Origin of the sequence: Sorangium aterium (genome assembly GCF_028368935.1) — a bacterium.
GTDB classification, from domain to species: Bacteria; Myxococcota_A; Polyangia; order Polyangiales; family Polyangiaceae; genus Sorangium; species Sorangium atrum.
Genome location: NZ_JAQNDK010000003.1, coordinates 588116 through 604941 on the forward strand (window position 1 = coordinate 588116; position 16826 = coordinate 604941).

Below are 16826 nucleotides of genomic sequence, written 5' to 3' on the forward strand. Positions count from 1 at the left end.
GGCCTACCAGAGAGGGAACATGGACCACAACTACGTAGGATACGGGACCCGCTCGTCGGTGCACCGTGCCGGTGCCGAGTCGCGCGAGCGCTTCCTCGTGCGAACGTACAACCACCTGTTCGGTGCGATCGTGCTCTTCGCTGCGATCGAGGTCGCGCTGTTCAAGACCGGCGTCGCCTCGGTCATCGCCAGGGCGATGATGGGCAGGAGCTGGCTGCTGGTTCTCGGGGCGTTCATGCTCGTGAGCTGGCTGGCCAGCCGCGCGGCGCACACGTCGGTGTCGAAGCCGGCGCAGTACGCCGCGCTCGGCGGCTACGTGCTCGCCCAGGCGATCGTCTTCGTGCCGCTCCTCTACATCGCGGACATGGTCGCTCCCGGCGCGATCCAGAGCGCTGGGCTCGCCACGATGGCCGGCTTCGCAGGGCTCACCGCGATCGCGTTCGTGACCCGCAAGGATTTCTCGTTCCTCGGGGCTCTCCTGCGCTGGGGCGGCATCTGCGCGCTCGTCCTCATCGCGGCCGGGGCGCTGTTCGGCTTCCAGCTCGGCACCTTCTTCAGCGTCGCCATGGTCGCGTTCGCCGGGGCCGCCATCCTGTACGACACGTCGAACGTCCTGCACCACTTCCCCGAGGACCGGTACGTCGGCGCCGCGCTCCAGCTCTTCGCGTCGGTCGCCCTGCTGTTCTGGTACGTACTCCGCCTCTTCACCACCTCCCGCAACTGAGCGGGGGGCACCCGCGGCGGATACGGGCCCATCTCGACGTTTTCGGTGCTCAGCGCACTGGAGTGCGCTTCCGCGCCGAAAACGCCGATCTGGGCCCGTCTCCTGTGCGGGTGCCCCCCGCTCGGGCGGCGTCCGTTGTCGAGAAGACTCGGGGGGCGTCACGGAGAGAAGAGGGACTGTAGCGCTCTTGTGAGTGAGAAGAGCATGAGGGCCGTCAGGGCGAGGATGCCTGCCAGCGCTAGGGATAGGCCGGCGTAGAAACGAAGATTGGAGGGGGGCGCGCTGCCTTGCGTGCGCGCGGCGAGGTGCGCGCGCAGCAGGTCGAGGTTGCGCGCGTTCGCCTTGTAGGTCGCGTCGAAGAGATCGCCTACGAGAGGAACCGTGCCGAGCAGCGTCTCTAGGCCGACGTTGAGCACCATGCGCAGCACCGCCGAGGCGGGGAGACGGTAACGCGTCGCCGCGAGCACGATGTAGATCGAGAGCGCGAAACCGATGAGATCGCCGATGCCAGGGATCAACCCGATCACGGCGTCATAGCCGACCCGATAGTCGAGTCCAGGGATACGGATGGAGTTGTCCAGAAAGTGCCCGAGTGCGTTCAAGCGCCTGAGCCGCTCGTCCTCGAGATCAATGGGCTTCAGCGGGGCGAGGGGCGGCACGGGCATGGCGGACCCATCTCGGCGAAGCGGGTGAGACATCCCTCGTAGTCTACTTCTCGCCCCCTTCGACGGCGACTCAAGAGAGACCGCAGGGCGGCGGGCGAGGGGCGGGCAGGAGCACGCGCCTCCGGAGGGCGGGCGGGCGCTGCCGCCGTTGCGGCGGCGGCGCTGCGATCCATGCTGGCGCTTACCATGCCGAGCCCGCGCGCCCTGGTTCGCCGCTACGGAGCGCGGAGAGCGCTGCTCGGCCTCGCCAGCGCGCTGCTCGGGACGCTCGACGGGGCCGCGGCGCTCGCGCAGGGACGGTACGAATCCGCGCTCCTGGGCGGGCGATCGGCGCTCCTGGGGGGGACGGGGGTCGTGCTGGGCGTCGACGGGGCCGCGCCCTTCCTGAACCCGGCCACGATCATCCGCATCGAGGACCGGAACATCGCGTTCTCGTCGGCGTTCTTCCGCTATGCGCACCGCACACTGCAACGGTGGCACCAGCCAGGTCCGGTCGACCCCGCCCTGTACGGCGATCTCCGGCTCGATCGCACGACGGTGAGCGATCAAGGGCTCGACAGCCTCCCTGACGCGACTTGCTATTTCTTCAACTGGAAGAGCGGCGTACGAGGCGCGGATTCGGCGCGGGTTCCGGTCGGCCGCCAGGTCGTCGCCGCCTGCCTCGGCAAGACGGAGGAGAACGAGTTCGGGTTCGACGCGCTCCGATTCTCGGGGGAGTCCGCCTCCCGGCGCGTGAGCCAGGCGCAGACGCTCCGCTACGCATGGGGTCGCTTCAGCGCCGGTCCATCGTGGAGCTACAGCGCCACCCCGCGCCTCGCCCTGGGCGCCTCGCTCTCGCTCGTGCGCACGCGCTACACGAGCTCGCTCGGCGTCGCCAGCCTCGTGGAGGACACCGGCGCGGGCTCGGCGAGCAGCGCGACCTACCAGGCCGCGCTCTCGGGCGATTCATGGGACCTGCTCGCGCACCTCGGCGTGACGTACCGGCTGAACCGGGTGTTCTCGGCCGGGATCAGCCTGCGGACGCCCAGCGTTCACGCCGTCGACTCCCTGGATGTGAGCTACGTGGACACGCGCGGCGACGGGACGGCGGCGGCGCGCTACTGGGCCGGTGAGGGGGAGTTCGTGGCCCCCTCTCCGGCCCGCGTCGCGATCGGCGCGAGCGCGGAGTGGAGCAGGCTGCGGCTGGAGCTCGACGGCTTCTTCTACATGGGCCAGCCAGAGTTCGCGCGGATCGCCGCCGATCGTGAGGAGATCGCGATCGCGGGGGGCGCGGTGACGAGCCGGACGCGGGGCCGCCTCGACATCGTCGAGGCGGCGGCGCCCATCGTCAACGTCGGGCTCGGCGCCGAGGTGTTCCTCACGCGCGACCTCAGCCTCGTGGGCGGAGTCGCCTCCGATTTCAACGCGCTGTCCAGCCTGCGAGGCCCCATGTCCGCCGAGTCGAAGCTCTTCTTCGAGCGGTTGAGCGGCGCCCACGCGTCGCTCGGGTTGGTCTCCTATACCCGCTACGGCGATCTCGTGTTCGGCGCGCGCCTCGATTACGCCGCGGGGCAGATGGCGGCCGTCAACGCGTTCGCGTCGCCGGTGCGGCTCGACCCCATCGACTGCCGCGAGATCGGCGCGACCCTGGTGCTCGCCGGGAGGATCAGCCTGCGCACCGTGGAGGACGTGGCGCGCGAGATCGGCGACGCCGTGGAAGGCTCGGCCGCCGCGCCGCCCGAGCGGACCAGGCCGAGGGAGCCGATGCGGGCGCCTGCTCGAGAAGACTGAGCGGCGACGCGCGCCGTCGATCGAGCGGGCGCCGCGCGCGTCCGGCGCGAGGCTCGACGCCCGTCGACGCGCCGGAGGCCGCTCCCACGCCGCGGCGCCGCACGCTCACGCCACGTCGGCGTTCCGCGGACGCACCCCAGCGCGCTCCGCGAGCGCCTCGGCCTCCGCGAGCGCCTCCGTCTCCGCCAGGGCCTCGGCCTCGGCGTCGCCTTGCTCCCTCAGGCGCTCGAACGCCGCGAGCGCCGCCGGCGCGATCGCCGAGAGCCAGCGCCGGCTCGCGGCGTCGAGCCGGAGCTCCTCGCGGAGCCGCTCCACCTCGCCAGCGCCCGCGGCGCCCGGGTTCGCCGCCGCGCGGCACACGTCGGCGAGCAGCTCGTCGCGCGCGTTCAGCGGCAGATCCGCGTCCCGCTCGGTGAGGCGCGCCGCCCCGGCGATGTCGCCCTCTCGCGCCCGCAGCGCCAGCGCCACCCGCAGCCTGGCCCTCTCCAGGAACGGGTACGACGCATACCGCTCGGCGAGCAGCGCCATCTCGGCGCGCGCGTCGGCGCTCCGGCCCATCGCCGCAAACACGAACGCGCGCTCGGCCAGGAGCGCAGGCAGCAGGATGTCCGCCGCCATCGCGCGCGCCGCCTCGGTGTTCAGCCGCGCGAGCCCCGCCTCGCACGCCGCGAGCGCCGCGAGCAGCTCCCCTTGCCGGTCCGACAGCTCGGCGAGCGCGAGGTACGCCTGCGCCGCGGCCGCGGGCGCCTTGGTCCGCGTGAGGGCCTCGAGCTCAGCCTTCCCGCGCTGCGGCTCGCCCTTCGCGATCGCGACCCTGGCGGCCACGAAGCGCTGCGAGAGCTTGCGCGTGCGCACCGCGTTCACCAGCACCCCACCGACGAGCATCACGATGAAGAAGATCGGAAACGCCAGGACGATCGCGAGCGGTCCGAAGATCGGCTCCGCTGGCAGACGCTCGACCGTGGGCGCCACCGGCGGCGCCTGATTGGAGTTCAAGAGCTGCCACACCCCCAGGAACACCATCACCAGGACCACCCACAGGAGCAGCATGCGGCGTGCCGCCTTCGCCACCGGCTGGCGGTTGCTCCCGGCGCGCCCCTCCGCAGCGGCGCGGGCGGAGGCGTCGGCGCGGTCCACCTCCGCGCGCGACAGCTCCTCCACCCCGCCCGCCGCCAGCGCGGGGGCGCGCATGAACGGCGCCGCGTCGGGCGAGATGCGCGCCGCCCAGTCCGCCGCCGAGAGCTCGCCTCCAGCCTCAGGCTCCCGCTTCGCGCCGGTGCGGTAGACCGAGCTCGCCTTCGCCTTCAGCATGCGCTGGTACGCGCGGACGAGGGCGCGCTCGCGCGGGCGCGTGTGCTCGACGAGGAGGCTGCGCTCGCGGAGCAGGTGCGCCCGCAGCGCCTCCCTGTCGCCCGAGCGCTCCAGGAGCACCGCGGCCGCGAGCTCCGCGCGGGCGAGCACCTCGGGCGACGCGAGGGCGCTCGCGCGCACGATCTCGATGTCCGCCGCGGCGCCGTCGCGATCGCTCGTCGACGCGCGGAGCAGGGCCCTCAGCGAGCGCGCCGCGGCGATCGTCACGTGATCCAGGTGAAAGGAGAGCGGGTCGGTGCGGCGGGTCACCGCGGCGTCGGCGCGGACGAGCGCGCCCGCGAGATCGCCGCGCTGCATGGCGGCGAGCGCGCGCTGGACGTCGACGACGCGCAGGACGTAGCGCGAGCGGCACGTCTCTTCCGCGTAGTCGAGCAGCTCGGCGGCGTCCTCGCGCTGGCCGGAAGCCGCGAGGTTGTACGCCTTGTTGACGACCTGCACGGCGACGCCCATCGAGCGGGTGCGGAGCCCGATCGCGATCATGAGCGCGCCGGCCATCCCGAACGGCAGCCCGCCCGCGACGCTGCCGAACCCCGCCACGCTCACCCCCGCGCCGATCAGCGCCATCGCCCCGCCGATCGCGATCTGCCGGTTCGCCATGCGGCGCGCCGCGTGCGGTTTGATCCCGAACCTTGCAGGCAGCTCTCTCGCCATCCCGCGAGCGTAAGAGACCGCCGGCCGCGCGGGCCAGGGGATCTCGCGGGTACGGCGTGGCCCGACCGGAGCCCACGCCCCGTCGCGCCGTGAGCCCCGTCCACCGCGCGGCCGGCGGCGCGCCGCGGGCTAGGGCAGGGGATCCGGCTGCCCGATCGGCTCGACGCGCACCCGCTCCTCGTAGAGCGCGCCGCCCTCGCCGATGTCCGTGATGCGCGCGGTGATCAGCGCGTTGGCGCAGCGGCCGTCCCGGAGGTGGCCTCCCTTCGGGATGAGCGCGACGTCGCGGCGCTGGGCAGGATCGTGGCGGATCACCGCCGTCATGGCGCCGACGCGCGACGTGATCCGGCAGGCGCCGCCGTCGGGCACGCCGCCGGCCGCGTCCGGGTGGACCGTGACGACGGCCGGACCGCGCTGGGGGCGCGCCCACTGCGACGACTGGGACTTCTCGGTGGAGAGCGCCATGAGCAGCAGCGGGAACTCGCTCGCATCGGGATCCACGCGCTCCTCCGGCGCCTCGGTGATGAGGTTGACCCGGCCGCTCGGGGTCGGGAACTTGCGGTCCTCGAACAGCACCTTCGGCGCCAGCGGGTTGCGCACCGGCCCGCGCTCCAGCGTCTCGAGGGTGACGCCGAGAGGCGCGAGCTTCGGCTCCGTGACCCGCCGCTTCCAGTCGCGCGCGCTGCCGTCGAGCGCGTCGCCGAGGCCCACGCGCCGCGCGAGCGCCTGCATGATCTCGAGATCGCTCTTCACCCCGGGCGGGGGCGGGACCACGGGCGTGGAGACGCCGAGGTAATGGTGGCCGTAGGCGCCGACCACGTCGTCCGCCTCGAGGAGCGTCGTCGTGGGCAGCACGAGGTGGGCGACCCGCGCCGTGTCCGTGAGGAAGGAGTCGACAACGACGACGAACTCGCGCGTCCGGAGCGCCTCCGCGACCGTGTCCGACTCGGGCAGCATCGCGACCGGGTTGCCGGCGGTCACCCAGACGGCGCGGATCGGCGGGTCGCTCATCTCGAGCACCTCGCGTCCGAGCAGGGGCTCGCAGACGGTGCGCGGCGCAGGGCGCTCGCCCTGGAACGGCGAGAGGTCGAACGCGCCGCGCCGCTTGAAATAGAACGAGACGCCGCCGCCGGGGATGCCGAGGTTCCCGCTCACGGCCCCGAGCGCGTCGAGGGCGCGCACGATCGCCCCGCCCGAGGTGCGCCGGCCCATGCCCCAGCCCACGAGGATCGCCGTGGGCCTCTCGGCGAGGCGGCGCGCGAGGTCCAGGGCCGCGCGCTCGGGCACGTCGGCCTCGCGGCACCACGCGGCGACCGAGCTCCGCCGGGCGAGCGCGCGGAAGGCGTCGAGGTGATCGCAGTAGTCCGCGGCGCGCGGGTCGGCCCACCCCTCGTCGAAGAGCACGCGGGCGACGGCCATCGCGAGCGCGAAGTCGCCACCGGGGCGCGGCTGGTAGAACGCCCCGCAGAGCGACGCCGTCCTGTGGTGCACCGGATCGATGAGCACGAGCTCCGCGCCGCGCGCCTTCGCCTCGCGCAGCACCGGGAGCGTGTGAGGGCTCGAGGTGAAGACGTTCTTGCCCCAGAGGAGGATGTGCCGAGCGCTCCGCAGATCGGCGAGGTCATGGCTTTCCTCCTCCCCGAAATCGGTGAGCTGCGCGGCGTCGCCCGCGCCGGAGCAGATGTCGCCGCGCTTGACCGTGACCGGCCCGAACCGCGCGAAGAACGCGTCGGCGATCCCCGTGAGGATCCCGAGCGAGCCGCCGCTCCGGTAATGGAAGATCGCGGCCGGGCCCGACTCGCGCCGGATCGCGAGGAGCCGCTCGGCCGCGGTGTCGAGCGCCTCCTCCCAGGAGACGGGCGTCAGCTCGCCGCCCTTGCGGAGCAGCGGCGTCGTCAGCCGCTCGGGCGAGTACTGGGTCTCCAGGAAGCGCGATGTGCGGTAGCAGAGGAAGCCCCGCGTGATCGGGTGGTCCGGGTCGCCGCCGAGGCGCACGACGCGGCCGTCCTCCACGGTGGCCACGATGCCGCAGGCGTCGGGGCAGTCGCGGTTACAGAGGGTCTTGCGGAGCTCCTGCATGGCAGCAGCGTAGATCGGGCGTGCAGGGCGGTACACCCGCTCTGCCCCCAGGAAATCCGTCCGGACCTGGCCGGCCTTCCACGCCGCTCCGCGGCGGCCCCGCGCGCCGGATCAGTCGGCCGCGAGCCGCTCGGGCGCGTAGTCGCGCGAGTCGTCGCCCGAGACCTCTTGGGCGATGGCCCGCAGCTGCTCGTAGCGCTCGCGCAGGAGCGACCACAGCCGATCGCGGATGTCCCTCGAGTCGAGCCGCTCCGGCGGGCGGGTGTTGCTGAGCAGCCACTTCGCGGTGCCGTTCAGCTGGGCCAGCTCCTCCCTGGTGATCGGGATCCGGCTCTGCACATGGCTCCACCGGTCCAGGATGAGGTTCGTGATGGTGGCCGTCGCGCTCGCGGGATCGCCGGCGACGAGCGCGCGCCGGACGATGCCGAAGGTCTCGGGCACGATGCTGCGCGGGAAGTACACCTCGGCCGTGGCGAGCGTCGGGCGCAGCGCCCCGTAGAGCAGATCGAGCTTCTCCACGACCTCGGGCGGCGGCGCGCTCTCGGGCTGCATGCGCGTCACCGCGTAGTCGAGCGCCATCGCGAGCTCCGGCAAGCTGCGGATCGCGTCGAAGCGGGACTTCGGCAGCCGGCGCCGGTGGCGCGCCGGATCGCGCGTGACGGACTGCACGGCGCGCCGGACGATCGCGAGCACCCCGCTCGCGTCGCCGCGAAAGGCCTGCACGTTGGCCGCGGGCAGATCGCTCGCCGGCATCGCGTACCGCTCGTAGCGCTCCCGATCCAGGCTCTCGTCGCCCCGGGACCGCGGGTCGACCTGCAGCGGCGCGGCGCCGGCCGATGAGGCCGGTGCGGATCGCTCCGGGCCCGCCTGCCGCGGTTCTCGGGCGCCGGCAGGCTCTCCTGGAGAGGGCGCCGCCGCCGCGTCCTGCCTCGTCTCTCCCGGATCAGGCACCGGCCCGGATGTCGTGCTCTGGGCGGTGCTCTCGGCCTCGAGCGGTGTGGACCGGAGCGCTGGATCCCGCAGCGCCTCGAGGTCGTCTCGCGCACGCGTCATCTCGGCCATCGTACGTAAGTCGGTACTTCGGCACAAGATCCGCCGCCGCTCGATCTCGCCGTCGTTCTCTTCCTTCTCTGCCTTCTCTGCCTTCTCTGCCTTCCGCCTCGCGGGGGACCTCGGCTTCCAGCGTCCATTGCGCGCCCGTGGGCGCCGCCTCGTCCGCAGGTGTCATCGCTGCGCAAGCGTCACCCCGCACACACACACGAGCGGAGGGGTGGCCCGCGATGGGGGCGTCCACCTCCTGCGTGGATCACGCGTCGAGCGCGTCCCAGAAGGTGCGCAGATCGTCCGAGAGCGGCGCCTCGATGCGCACGCGTTCGCCTGTCATCGGGTGCGTGAGCTCCAAGAGCGCGGCGTGGAGGGCGTGGCGGTCGAGCTCGAGCGCGCGGCGGTCGTCGTCGGTGAGCACGCCGTCGGCGCCGCGCGCGAACATGCCCTCGTCCGGGCCGTAGAGCTTGTCGCCGACGAGCGGGAGGCCGCTCGTCGCGAGGTGGACCCGGATCTGGTGCTGCCGGCCGGTCTCGAGCGTGCAGCGGACGAGCGCGTAGCGCCGGCCGGTGAGCGGATCGGCGCGGCGGCCCAGCACCTCGCACGCGGTGGCCGACGCGAGGCCGCGGCCCGGCGGCGCGACCCGCATCTTGACCTTGTAGCGGCTCGCGCCGTCGAGCTCGAGCGGCAGCTCGACCCGGAACGTATCGTGCTCGGGCCAGCCCCAGGCGATCGCCGCGTAGCGCTTGACGACGCCGGTGCGCTCCTCGAACTGCGCCTTCACGGTCCGATCGGCGTCGGGCGTGCGGCAGAGCAGCAGCACGCCGCTCGTCTCCCGATCGAGCCGGTGGGCCAGGAACAGCCGCTCGCCGGGGCGCGCGGCCTCCATCATCTTGATCACGGTGCTCTTGTGGTACCGCGCCGTGGGGTGCACCGGCAGGCCCGCCGGCTTGTCGATGGCGAGCAGCGCGTCGTCCTCGTGGAGGACCGGGATCGGGGTGTCGGGCGCCTGCTCGTCCCACGGCTCGCGCCAGAGGAGGATGCACTGCTCCGGCCGGACGCGATCGCTGCCGCGCAGGCGCCGCGCCTCGGGCGAGTAGGCGCCGCGCGCGACGATCTCGGCGGCGCGCGTGCGGCTCGTCCGCTTGAGCTGGGTCTGTACGAACCGGTCGAGCCGCATCCCGGCCGACTCCGGCGGCACGCGCAGCACGGTGACGACCGACCCCTCCGGCACCTCGGCGGGGCGCACCACCGGCGTGCCGCGGCCGAAGGGGCCGCTCGTGCCGGCGAGCTCTCGCGCGCTGATCCTGGTCATGAGTGGAGCCTTGGCCTTTAGCAAAAGCGCTGGCCCTGTGGGACCGCGCAAAAGGTAAGTAATATTACAAAATCGCGTGTGAGACGACCGCGTGGGTAAGGGCGAGCCACCAGAGCTGCCCGCGGCGGCAGTGCGCGGTGCGCCGCGGGCATGGCGCTGGGGCTCGCAGCGGTCTTTCATCGCGCGTCCCGTGGACAGGGAGGTCGTGCACGGCGGCGAGGGGACCTCGGAGGGGATCGCGAGGACGCCTCGCCGGCCGTGCGAGCGCGCGCCTGTGGGTTCGGAAGCCGCGCTGTACGCGCCCCGGTTCGTGCTACACACGGCGCCCGCATGGACATCCTCTTCGCTGCGTCCGAGATCGCGCCCATCGTCAAGGTCGGCGGCCTGGCCGACGTCGTGTCGTCGCTCTCGAAGGCGCTCCGGCTGCTCGGGCACAAGGTGACGATCGCGCTGCCGCGCTACCAGGCGCTCGACTCGAGCGGGCTGATGATGGCGCGCCGCCTCACCCCGATGCCGCTCGAGGTCGATGCGAAGGTGTCGCCGGGCGGGCCGATCCAGGTGACGCTCTTCGACGGGCGGCTCAGCACGGGCGTGGAGCTCGTCGTCCTCGATGTGCCAGGCTTCCACGATCGTCCGGGCATCTACGGCGAGGAAGGGCGCGATTACGAGGACAACGCGCGCCGGTTCTCGCTGTTCTCCCGCGCCGTCGTGGAGCTCGTCCGCCAGCGCGCCCGGTCAGGCTCGCCGTTCGATATCGTCCACGCCCACGACTGGCCCACCGCCATCGTGCCGTACCTGCTCCGCCACCAGCAGGCCGTGCCCGGCCGGACCGTGCTGACGCTCCACAACGCCGCGCACCAGGGCCTCTTCCCGAAGGACGCGCTCGCGTACCTCGGCCTCGACGACGACCACTTCCGACCCGAGCGGCTCGAGTTCTACGGCCAGCTCAATTTCCTCAAGGGCGGCATCCTGGCGGCGGACGCGCTGACCACCGTCTCGACCACCTACGCGAACGAGATCCTCACGCCGAAGCAAGGCGAGCGCCTCGACGGCGTGCTCCGCACCCGGGCGAACCAGCTGTCCGGCATCGTCAACGGCATCGACTACGCCGTCTGGAACCCGATGACCGATCCGGCCATCATCGCCCGCTACGACGCGGAGGACGTGGGCAACAAGGGCCGCTGCAAGAGCGCGCTCCTCCAGGAGCTCGGGCTCGAGATCCGGCCGGATCGCCCGCTCCTCGTGTCCATCGGCAGGGTGGTCGCCCAGAAGGGCAGCGACCTGCTCGCGAACGCGATGCCGAAGATCCTGAAGGGCGACGTCAGCGTCGTCGTGGCCGGCGAGGGCGACCCCGAGCTCATGGAGAAGCTCGCCGCCGCCGCGGCCAAGGCGCCCGAGCGGGCGAAGTTCCTCGGCGGAGTGAGCGAGGCCGTCGTGCACCGGCTCATGGCGGCGGCCGACCTCGTCGTCGTGCCGTCGCGCTTCGAGCCGTGCGGCCTCGTGCAGCTCTACGCGCAGCGCTACGGCGCCGCCCCGGTGGCGTGCAGGACCGGAGGCCTCGTCGACACGATCGTCGACGTCGACGCCGCCCTGGAGACCGGCACGGGGTTCCTGTTCGACAAGCCGACGGCCACCTCGCTGCTCGGCGGCGTGCAGCGCGCCCTCGCGGCCCTCACGTCGCCCCGCTGGCCCGCGGTCCAGCGCCGCATCATGCGCCTCGACCTCGGCTGGGACCGCCCCGCGCGCCGCTACGTCCAGGTCTACCGCCAGGCCCTCGCCAGCTGAGCACCGCGCCGTCGCCGAGCCCCGCGCGCGGTCGCCTGGCTCTGCGCGCGGAACGGAAGCGGCTCGGGACACCGCGTGAAGGTGCGGCCCGACCGAGGTCAGGGGCCCTCCGCGCGACAACGTGTCGCATTGGCGCGGGGCAGGAGCCTCGCCTATAGCAGCGGCCGTGCTGGCCAGAGCCGTTGCCGGTGTGGTGCTCCTGCTGTCGCTCGCGGTGCACCCGAGGGAGGCGCGGGCGTCGGCCTGCTGCGGCGCGGGCCACGGCATGGCCCAGTGGCTCGCTCCCTCGGAGCGCGCCGCGGCGAGCTTCTCCGTCCGGCTCACGGAGCAGCTCGGGGCGTGGGCGGTGGACGGAGGCTTCGATACGTCCGATGAGGGCGTCTACCACCGCGAGCTGAGGGCCGAGGCCGGGTGGCTGGTGCGGGCCGGAGAGCGCCTCCAGCTCGGCATCTCCGTCCCGATGATGGTCACCTGGAGCGGGGTGGGGCTCGGCGATGCGTCGTCCGGCGGCGGGCCGGGCGACCTCGGCGCGGCAGCCAGGATCGCGCTCATCGAGGGCGCGGCGTCGCCGTGGATCCCGTCCGCCGCGTTCACGCTCGGCGTGACGCTCCCGACCGGGCGCGGCCCGAGCACCGGGACGGCGCCGTTCGACGCGGGCGTGGGCGGCGTGACCGGCGCCCGCGCGATGGGCGTCGACATGACGGGCGCCGACACGACCGGCCTCGGGGTGGCCGAGATCCGGCCGGGGATGGTCCTCGAGAAGTCGTGGGGCTCGTTCCACGCGCTGCTCTCCGCCTCGACCAGCTTCCGCACCAGCCACCGTCTCCCCGACGGCGACGCGGTGCGGTCCGCGCCCCGCGTGCAGCTCCTCGCCGCGGCGGGGCCCGCGTGGCCCTCCGGCGCGTCGCTCACCGTGGGCGTGCTCCACGAGCGCGAGGGCGCGCCGCGCGAGGTCGAGCCGGGCCCGGGCCCCCGCATGCCCATGGGAGAGGAGCGCGTGCGGACGGCGCTGCTCGCCGTGCTGGCCCACGACATCGGCGCGCGCTGGACCGCCGTCGGCAACCTCCAGGTGGACGTGCCGATCTCCGGGATCGGCCGCAACGAGGGCGCGTTCGCCGCCCTGTCCGCAGGCCTTCGCTACGTGTGGGGAAGACGTGATTGAACCTCGTGAACAGCCTTCGCTGAAGTCACCCGCCAGGCGCCGCGCGGCGAGCGCCTGCGCCGCGCTGATCGCGGCGCTCGCCGTCCTCTCGCCGGTTGGCTGCGGCTCCCGGGACGTGGAGCCGGATGCCGGCAACCGGCTCGACGTCGGCGTGAACGGGCGCATCGAGTTCGCGGTGGAGTCGATCGAGCCGATCAAGCGAGGCTTCAACACCTTCCACGTGCGGCTCACGTGGACCGACTCGGGGAACCCGGTGCAGCGGATCAAGCTCCGCGTCTACGCGAGCATGACGAGCATGGGGCACGGGTCCGTGCACGAGGGCAAGGAGATCGAGCCCGGCCTGTACGAGGTCGCCGACGTGCCCTTCGGGATGGGGGGCCTCTGGGACGTGCAATACAGGGCCCTGGCCTCGTCCCTCATCGACGAGGCGGCATTCGAGTTCGACGTCCACTAGGCTGACGCCTCGTGCGAGCCCCTACAGAACGCTCCGAGCGAGCCCGTACCGAACGCTCCGTGCGAGCCCTCCCAGCGCCGACGCATCACCCGCGCAGCGGGCCGGGCGCGCGGCGGCGCGGCCCCCTCTCGTCCTGCGCGGCGGCGCTGCTCTCGGTCGCGACGCTGCTCTCGGTCGCCGCGTTCCCGGCGCCGGCCTCGGCCAACGGCCGCTTCCCGGCCGCAGGCCTGATCGCGTCTCACCCGAGCGATCCGTCGCGCCTCATGGTCCGCGCGACCTACGGCCTGCTCGCCTCGCACGACGGCGGCGAGCGCTGGCGCTGGATCTGCGAGCCGGTCGTCGGCTTCGACGGGAACGAGGATCCGATGATCTCCTTCCTCGCCGACGGGACGATCATCGCCGGGGTCTTCGACGGCCTCAGCGCGTCGAAGAACGGCGGCTGCGACTGGTCGTTCGCCCAGGGCGATCTGATGAACCGCTACGTCATCGATCTTTCGGCCGATCGTGAGGACCCCTCCCGCGCCGTGCTCGTCGTCAGCATGGGGCTCGGGGCGGGTCAGTTCCTGACCCAGCTCTGGGAGACGAGCGACAACGCGGACAGCTGGACGAAGGCCGCCGTCGATCTGCCCGACGATTTCCTCGCCCACACGGTCGACGCAGCCCCCTCGGACCGCGCTCGCGTCTACGTGAGCGGCCGCTACGGCGCGCCCGACTACGCCGGGGCCCTCCAGCGCACCGACGATCGCGGCGCGACCTGGGAGCGGCTCGACATCCCGGGGAGCGACGACATGCGCCTGCCGTTCCTGGGCGCGATCGATCCCGTCGACCCCGACATCGTCTACGTGCGGCTCGACGGCGATCCGACCGATGCGCTGCTCGTCTCGAAGGACGGAGGGCGCAGCTTCACCACCGCCTTCGAGAGCGCCGGCGACCTCCTCGGGTTCGCGCTCTCGCCGGACGGCGCGACCGTGATCGTGGGCGGGCCGCAGGACGGGATCTGGCGCGCGCCGGCCGCGTCGCTCGAGTTCGAGAAGATCTCGGACGTCGGCGCGCGGTGCTTGACCTGGACCGCCGAGGCGCTCTTCGCGTGCGGCGACGAGTTCGCCGACGGCTTCACGGTGGGCCGATCGATCGACGACGGCGAGAGCTTCTCGGCGCTGCTGCACCTCGACGGGCTCTGCGGGCCGATCGAGTGCGCGCCGGAGAGCGGCGCGACCTCGACCTGCGCTCCGCTGTGGGGTGCGACGGAGCTGACCATCGGCTCCCAGCAGTGCGACGGCGCCGCAGCGACCGGCAGTAGCGGCGGGGGATCCGAGCCGCCGCCAGCGGAGGCGTCGGACGGGTGCGGGTGCAAGATCGGCGCGGCAGGCGCGACGAGGGGCGAGGGCGCCGCGCCGTTCGCCAGCAGCGCGATCGGGTTCGCGCTCGCGGCGGGCGTCGCGAGCGCGCGGCGGCGCAGGCGCGCTCGCTAGCGCGGCGACACGAGCGAGCGAGCGCGCCGGCGGCCGGGAGCGCGAGCGCGACGGCACACGAGCGAGCGCGACGGCGCAGGCGCGCTGGCGAGCGAGACGGCGCTCGTGTGCAGGCGAGCGCCACATAACCGCTTATGGAAGCGCGCTCGCATGGCCCAGGAAGAAGGGTACGGACGGAGAGGCCGGACCGACTCGGCGCCGTCCGCGGGAGAGCCGGACGGGCAAGCCGTCGCCTGGTTCGTTTCTGGATCTACGTCCTCGTGGGCTGGCGTAGACTGAGGGTGCCTCGGCTCCGGCCAGCGCGTGAATGGCCCCTAGAGACCCTCCCAGATCGCCGCTCGCCGTCTTCCTGCGCGCTCACAGCGCGGAGATCCTGGAGGCATGGGAGCGCGCCGAGCGTCGCCGCGCGCCGGGCGAGCAGTCCCCCGGCTACATCGCGCTGCGCGCCGAGCTCCCCTCCATCTTCGCGCGCCTCGCCGAGCGCCTCGAGGCGGCCGTGGCCGCCGCGGCGGCGCCGCCGGGCGGCGACGAGCCGGACGCGTGGGGCGGCGTCGAGTCCGTGTCGGTCGAGTTCCCCGAGCCGCTGCTCGGCTTCCGCGTGCTCGACAAGCTCCGCGACGGGTTCGAGCTGGAAGACGTCGCCGCTCACTACTCGGTGCTGCGCCGCTGCGTGCTCCGGATGCTCGAGCGGACGGGCACGCAGCCGTCGTGGGTCGAGATGACGATCCTGCACGAGGTGCTCGATCAGGTGATCATCGATCCGGCGACGCGGAGCGCCGCGCTCCGCGAGCGCGCGCTCGGCGCGCTCGATCGCGTCTCGGCCGAGGGTATGGGCAACGTGCACATCGATCGGCTGCTGCGGCGGCTGGTCGAGGTGCTCGTCGAATCGGCGCGGTCGGTCGACTGGGCGGTGATGCTGCTGCTCGAGGGTGAGGTGCTGCGGATCCGCGCCGGCATCGGCGTCGACGAGGCGCTGTGGGGCCTGCGCGCGTACAGGCTGGCGGAGGGCTTCGTCGGGCGCGTGGTCCGCGAGCGGCGCCCGGTGGCGCTGCGCTCGGCGGCGCCGGATCCGCTGGCCACCGACGCCGGGGGCGGCGCGGCGGGGCCCGAGTCGGGGGCGCAGAGCGAGCGCCCGAGCGACGCGCTCCACGCGCTCTACGGCGTGCCGATGCTCTCGGAGGGCCGCCTCGTCGGCGTCACGGTCGTGAGCTCCCGCCGCGTGGCGGAGTTCTCCGAGGGAGACCGGCTGCTCTTCAAGAAGGCGGCCGAGCGCGCGGCCGCGCTCGCGACCCAGGCCCAGCTGCGCGAGCAGCTCGCCGCGGAGCGCGGCCGGTTCGAGGCGGCGATCCAGAGGCTCCCGGTCGGCGTGGTCGTCGCGGAGGGAGCGTCGGGCGCCATCGCGCTCAACAACCGCAGGTTCGCGGAGATCGTCCGCGGCCCCGAGGAGACCCCGAGCCACGCGCCGCTGCGGACGCTGCTGAGCGAGACCGACGACGACCAGCGCGCGCGCTGGCTGCTCCACCGGGCGCTGCACGGCGGCGAGACGGTCTCCCGCGACGAGATGGAGTTCATCCGCGCGGACGGAGAGCGCCGCCTCGGGAGCTTCAGCGTGGCCCCCGTGCGCGACGCCGACGGGCGCATCACCGCGGCGGTGATGACGCTCGAGGACGTGACCGAGCTCAGGAAGGCAGAGCGCGCGCGGCAGCTCCTGCTCGAGGCGAGCGCGCTGATGGCGGAGCCGCTCGACCACGACGGGACGATCGAGCAGGTGGTGCGCCTCGGGGGCGAGCGCTTCGCTGACCTCTGCGCGCTCGATCTCGACGACGGCGGCGGCGCCCCGCGGCTCGTCGCGTCCGCGCGCCTGCCCGAGGCGCGGGCGCTCCTGCCGAGGCTGCTCAAGCACCCGCCGCTGCTGCTCGGCGACGCCGCCTCGCTGGCCGAGGCGACGGCGCGCAGGGAGGCGACGCTGATCCCGCTGGTCACCGATCCGTGGCTGCAGCGGATCGCCCGCGGGCCGGAGCACCTCTCGGCGCTGCGAGAGCTCGGCGCCCGCTCGGCGATCCTCGTCCCGCTCGTGGCGCGCGGCCGCAGGCTCGGCCTGCTGAGCCTCTGGACCGTGGATCGCGAGCTCCGGCAAGACGATACGGGCGTGGCCGCGGAGCTCGGGCGCTTCGCGTCGCTGGCCATCGAGAGCGCGCGGCTGCACGGCGAGGCGGCGCGATCGAGGTGACGCCGCTCGTGCCTCGGGCGTGATCGGACGGCAACGCCCGCTGGCGGCGTCGGGCTATCCCTGCCCGCCCTCGTGGTCCGCGTCGGGGTGAGCTCGGCGGTTCG

Annotated in this window: 12 protein-coding genes; 7 read left to right on the top strand and 5 right to left on the bottom strand. The window is 73.4% G+C overall.

Annotated elements, in window-relative coordinates; all coding sequences use genetic code 11:
* The first annotated feature begins 19 nt into the window (after positions 1-19).
* Positions 20-724: a Bax inhibitor-1/YccA family protein gene (locus tag POL72_RS26560; RefSeq protein WP_272098369.1), complete on the top strand. Its 705-nt coding sequence runs from the start codon at positions 20-22 to the stop codon at positions 722-724.
* A gap of 158 nt (positions 725-882) precedes the next feature.
* Here the strand turns inward: POL72_RS26560 and POL72_RS26565 are convergent, their stop codons facing one another.
* Entirely contained in the window at positions 883-1389 is a 507-nt protein-coding gene (locus POL72_RS26565; RefSeq protein ID WP_272098370.1) for a DUF4112 domain-containing protein, read from the bottom strand.
* A gap of 186 nt (positions 1390-1575) precedes the next feature.
* On the opposite strand from POL72_RS26565, the gene POL72_RS26570 reads away from it, so the two are divergent.
* Positions 1576-3159: a hypothetical protein gene (locus POL72_RS26570; RefSeq protein ID WP_272098371.1), complete on the top strand. Its 1584-nt coding sequence runs from the start codon at positions 1576-1578 to the stop codon at positions 3157-3159.
* Between the two features lie 105 nt (positions 3160-3264).
* Here POL72_RS26570 and POL72_RS26575 read toward each other — a convergent pair whose 3' ends face one another.
* The 4 genes from POL72_RS26575 to POL72_RS26590 form a co-directional block, all read right to left on the bottom strand.
* Positions 3265-5181, bottom strand: coding sequence for a hypothetical protein (locus POL72_RS26575; protein WP_272098372.1), 1917 nt, complete (start codon positions 5179-5181; stop codon positions 3265-3267).
* Positions 5182-5310: 129 nt separating this feature from the next.
* The gene (locus POL72_RS26580) at positions 5311-7260 is read right to left on the bottom strand and encodes a molybdopterin-dependent oxidoreductase (protein WP_272098373.1); all 1950 of its coding nucleotides are present in this window, start codon (positions 7258-7260) and stop codon (positions 5311-5313) included.
* Between the two features lie 111 nt (positions 7261-7371).
* Positions 7372-8313, bottom strand: a complete 942-nt coding sequence (locus POL72_RS26585; RefSeq protein ID WP_272098374.1) for a hypothetical protein — start codon at positions 8311-8313, stop codon at positions 7372-7374.
* 253 nt (positions 8314-8566) lie between these two features.
* The gene (locus POL72_RS26590; RefSeq protein WP_272098375.1) at positions 8567-9619 is read right to left on the bottom strand and encodes an RluA family pseudouridine synthase; all 1053 of its coding nucleotides are present in this window, start codon (positions 9617-9619) and stop codon (positions 8567-8569) included.
* A 330-nt stretch (positions 9620-9949) separates the two neighbouring features.
* Here POL72_RS26590 and glgA point away from each other — a divergent pair, with 330 nt between their 5' ends.
* The 5 genes from glgA (at position 9950) to POL72_RS26615 (ending at position 16722) form a co-directional block, all read left to right on the top strand.
* Positions 9950-11404 (top strand): glycogen synthase GlgA, encoded by a 1455-nt coding sequence (gene glgA, locus POL72_RS26595; RefSeq protein ID WP_272098376.1) that lies wholly within the window; start codon positions 9950-9952, stop codon positions 11402-11404.
* Between the two features lie 166 nt (positions 11405-11570).
* Entirely contained in the window at positions 11571-12566 is a 996-nt protein-coding gene (locus POL72_RS26600; RefSeq protein ID WP_272098377.1) for a hypothetical protein, read from the top strand.
* Positions 12559-13020 (top strand): FixH family protein, encoded by a 462-nt coding sequence (locus POL72_RS26605; RefSeq protein ID WP_272098378.1) that lies wholly within the window; start codon positions 12559-12561, stop codon positions 13018-13020. Before POL72_RS26600 ends, POL72_RS26605 begins: the two co-directional genes overlap by 8 nt.
* 59 nt (positions 13021-13079) lie before the next feature.
* Complete coding sequence (locus POL72_RS26610; protein ID WP_272098379.1) at positions 13080-14492, top strand: WD40/YVTN/BNR-like repeat-containing protein; 1413 nt, start codon at positions 13080-13082, stop codon at positions 14490-14492.
* A gap of 307 nt (positions 14493-14799) precedes the next feature.
* Positions 14800-16722 (top strand): GAF domain-containing protein, encoded by a 1923-nt coding sequence (locus POL72_RS26615; protein ID WP_272098380.1) that lies wholly within the window; start codon positions 14800-14802, stop codon positions 16720-16722.
* Positions 16723-16826: the final 104 nt, after the last annotated feature.

Coding starts and splice junctions, on each gene's coding strand:
- POL72_RS26560 (WP_272098369.1), top strand. CDS start 20: ATGGACCACAACTACGTAGGATACGGGACCCGCTCGTCGGTGCACCGT.
- POL72_RS26565 (WP_272098370.1), bottom strand. CDS start 1,389: ATGCCCGTGCCGCCCCTCGCCCCGCTGAAGCCCATTGATCTCGAGGAC.
- POL72_RS26570 (WP_272098371.1), top strand. CDS start 1,576: ATGCCGAGCCCGCGCGCCCTGGTTCGCCGCTACGGAGCGCGGAGAGCG.
- POL72_RS26575 (WP_272098372.1), bottom strand. CDS start 5,181: ATGGCGAGAGAGCTGCCTGCAAGGTTCGGGATCAAACCGCACGCGGCG.
- POL72_RS26580 (WP_272098373.1), bottom strand. CDS start 7,260: ATGCAGGAGCTCCGCAAGACCCTCTGTAACCGCGACTGCCCCGACGCC.
- POL72_RS26585 (WP_272098374.1), bottom strand. CDS start 8,313: ATGACGCGTGCGCGAGACGACCTCGAGGCGCTGCGGGATCCAGCGCTC.
- POL72_RS26590 (WP_272098375.1), bottom strand. CDS start 9,619: ATGACCAGGATCAGCGCGCGAGAGCTCGCCGGCACGAGCGGCCCCTTC.
- glgA (WP_272098376.1), top strand. CDS start 9,950: ATGGACATCCTCTTCGCTGCGTCCGAGATCGCGCCCATCGTCAAGGTC.
- POL72_RS26615 (WP_272098380.1), top strand. CDS start 14,800: ATGGCCCCTAGAGACCCTCCCAGATCGCCGCTCGCCGTCTTCCTGCGC.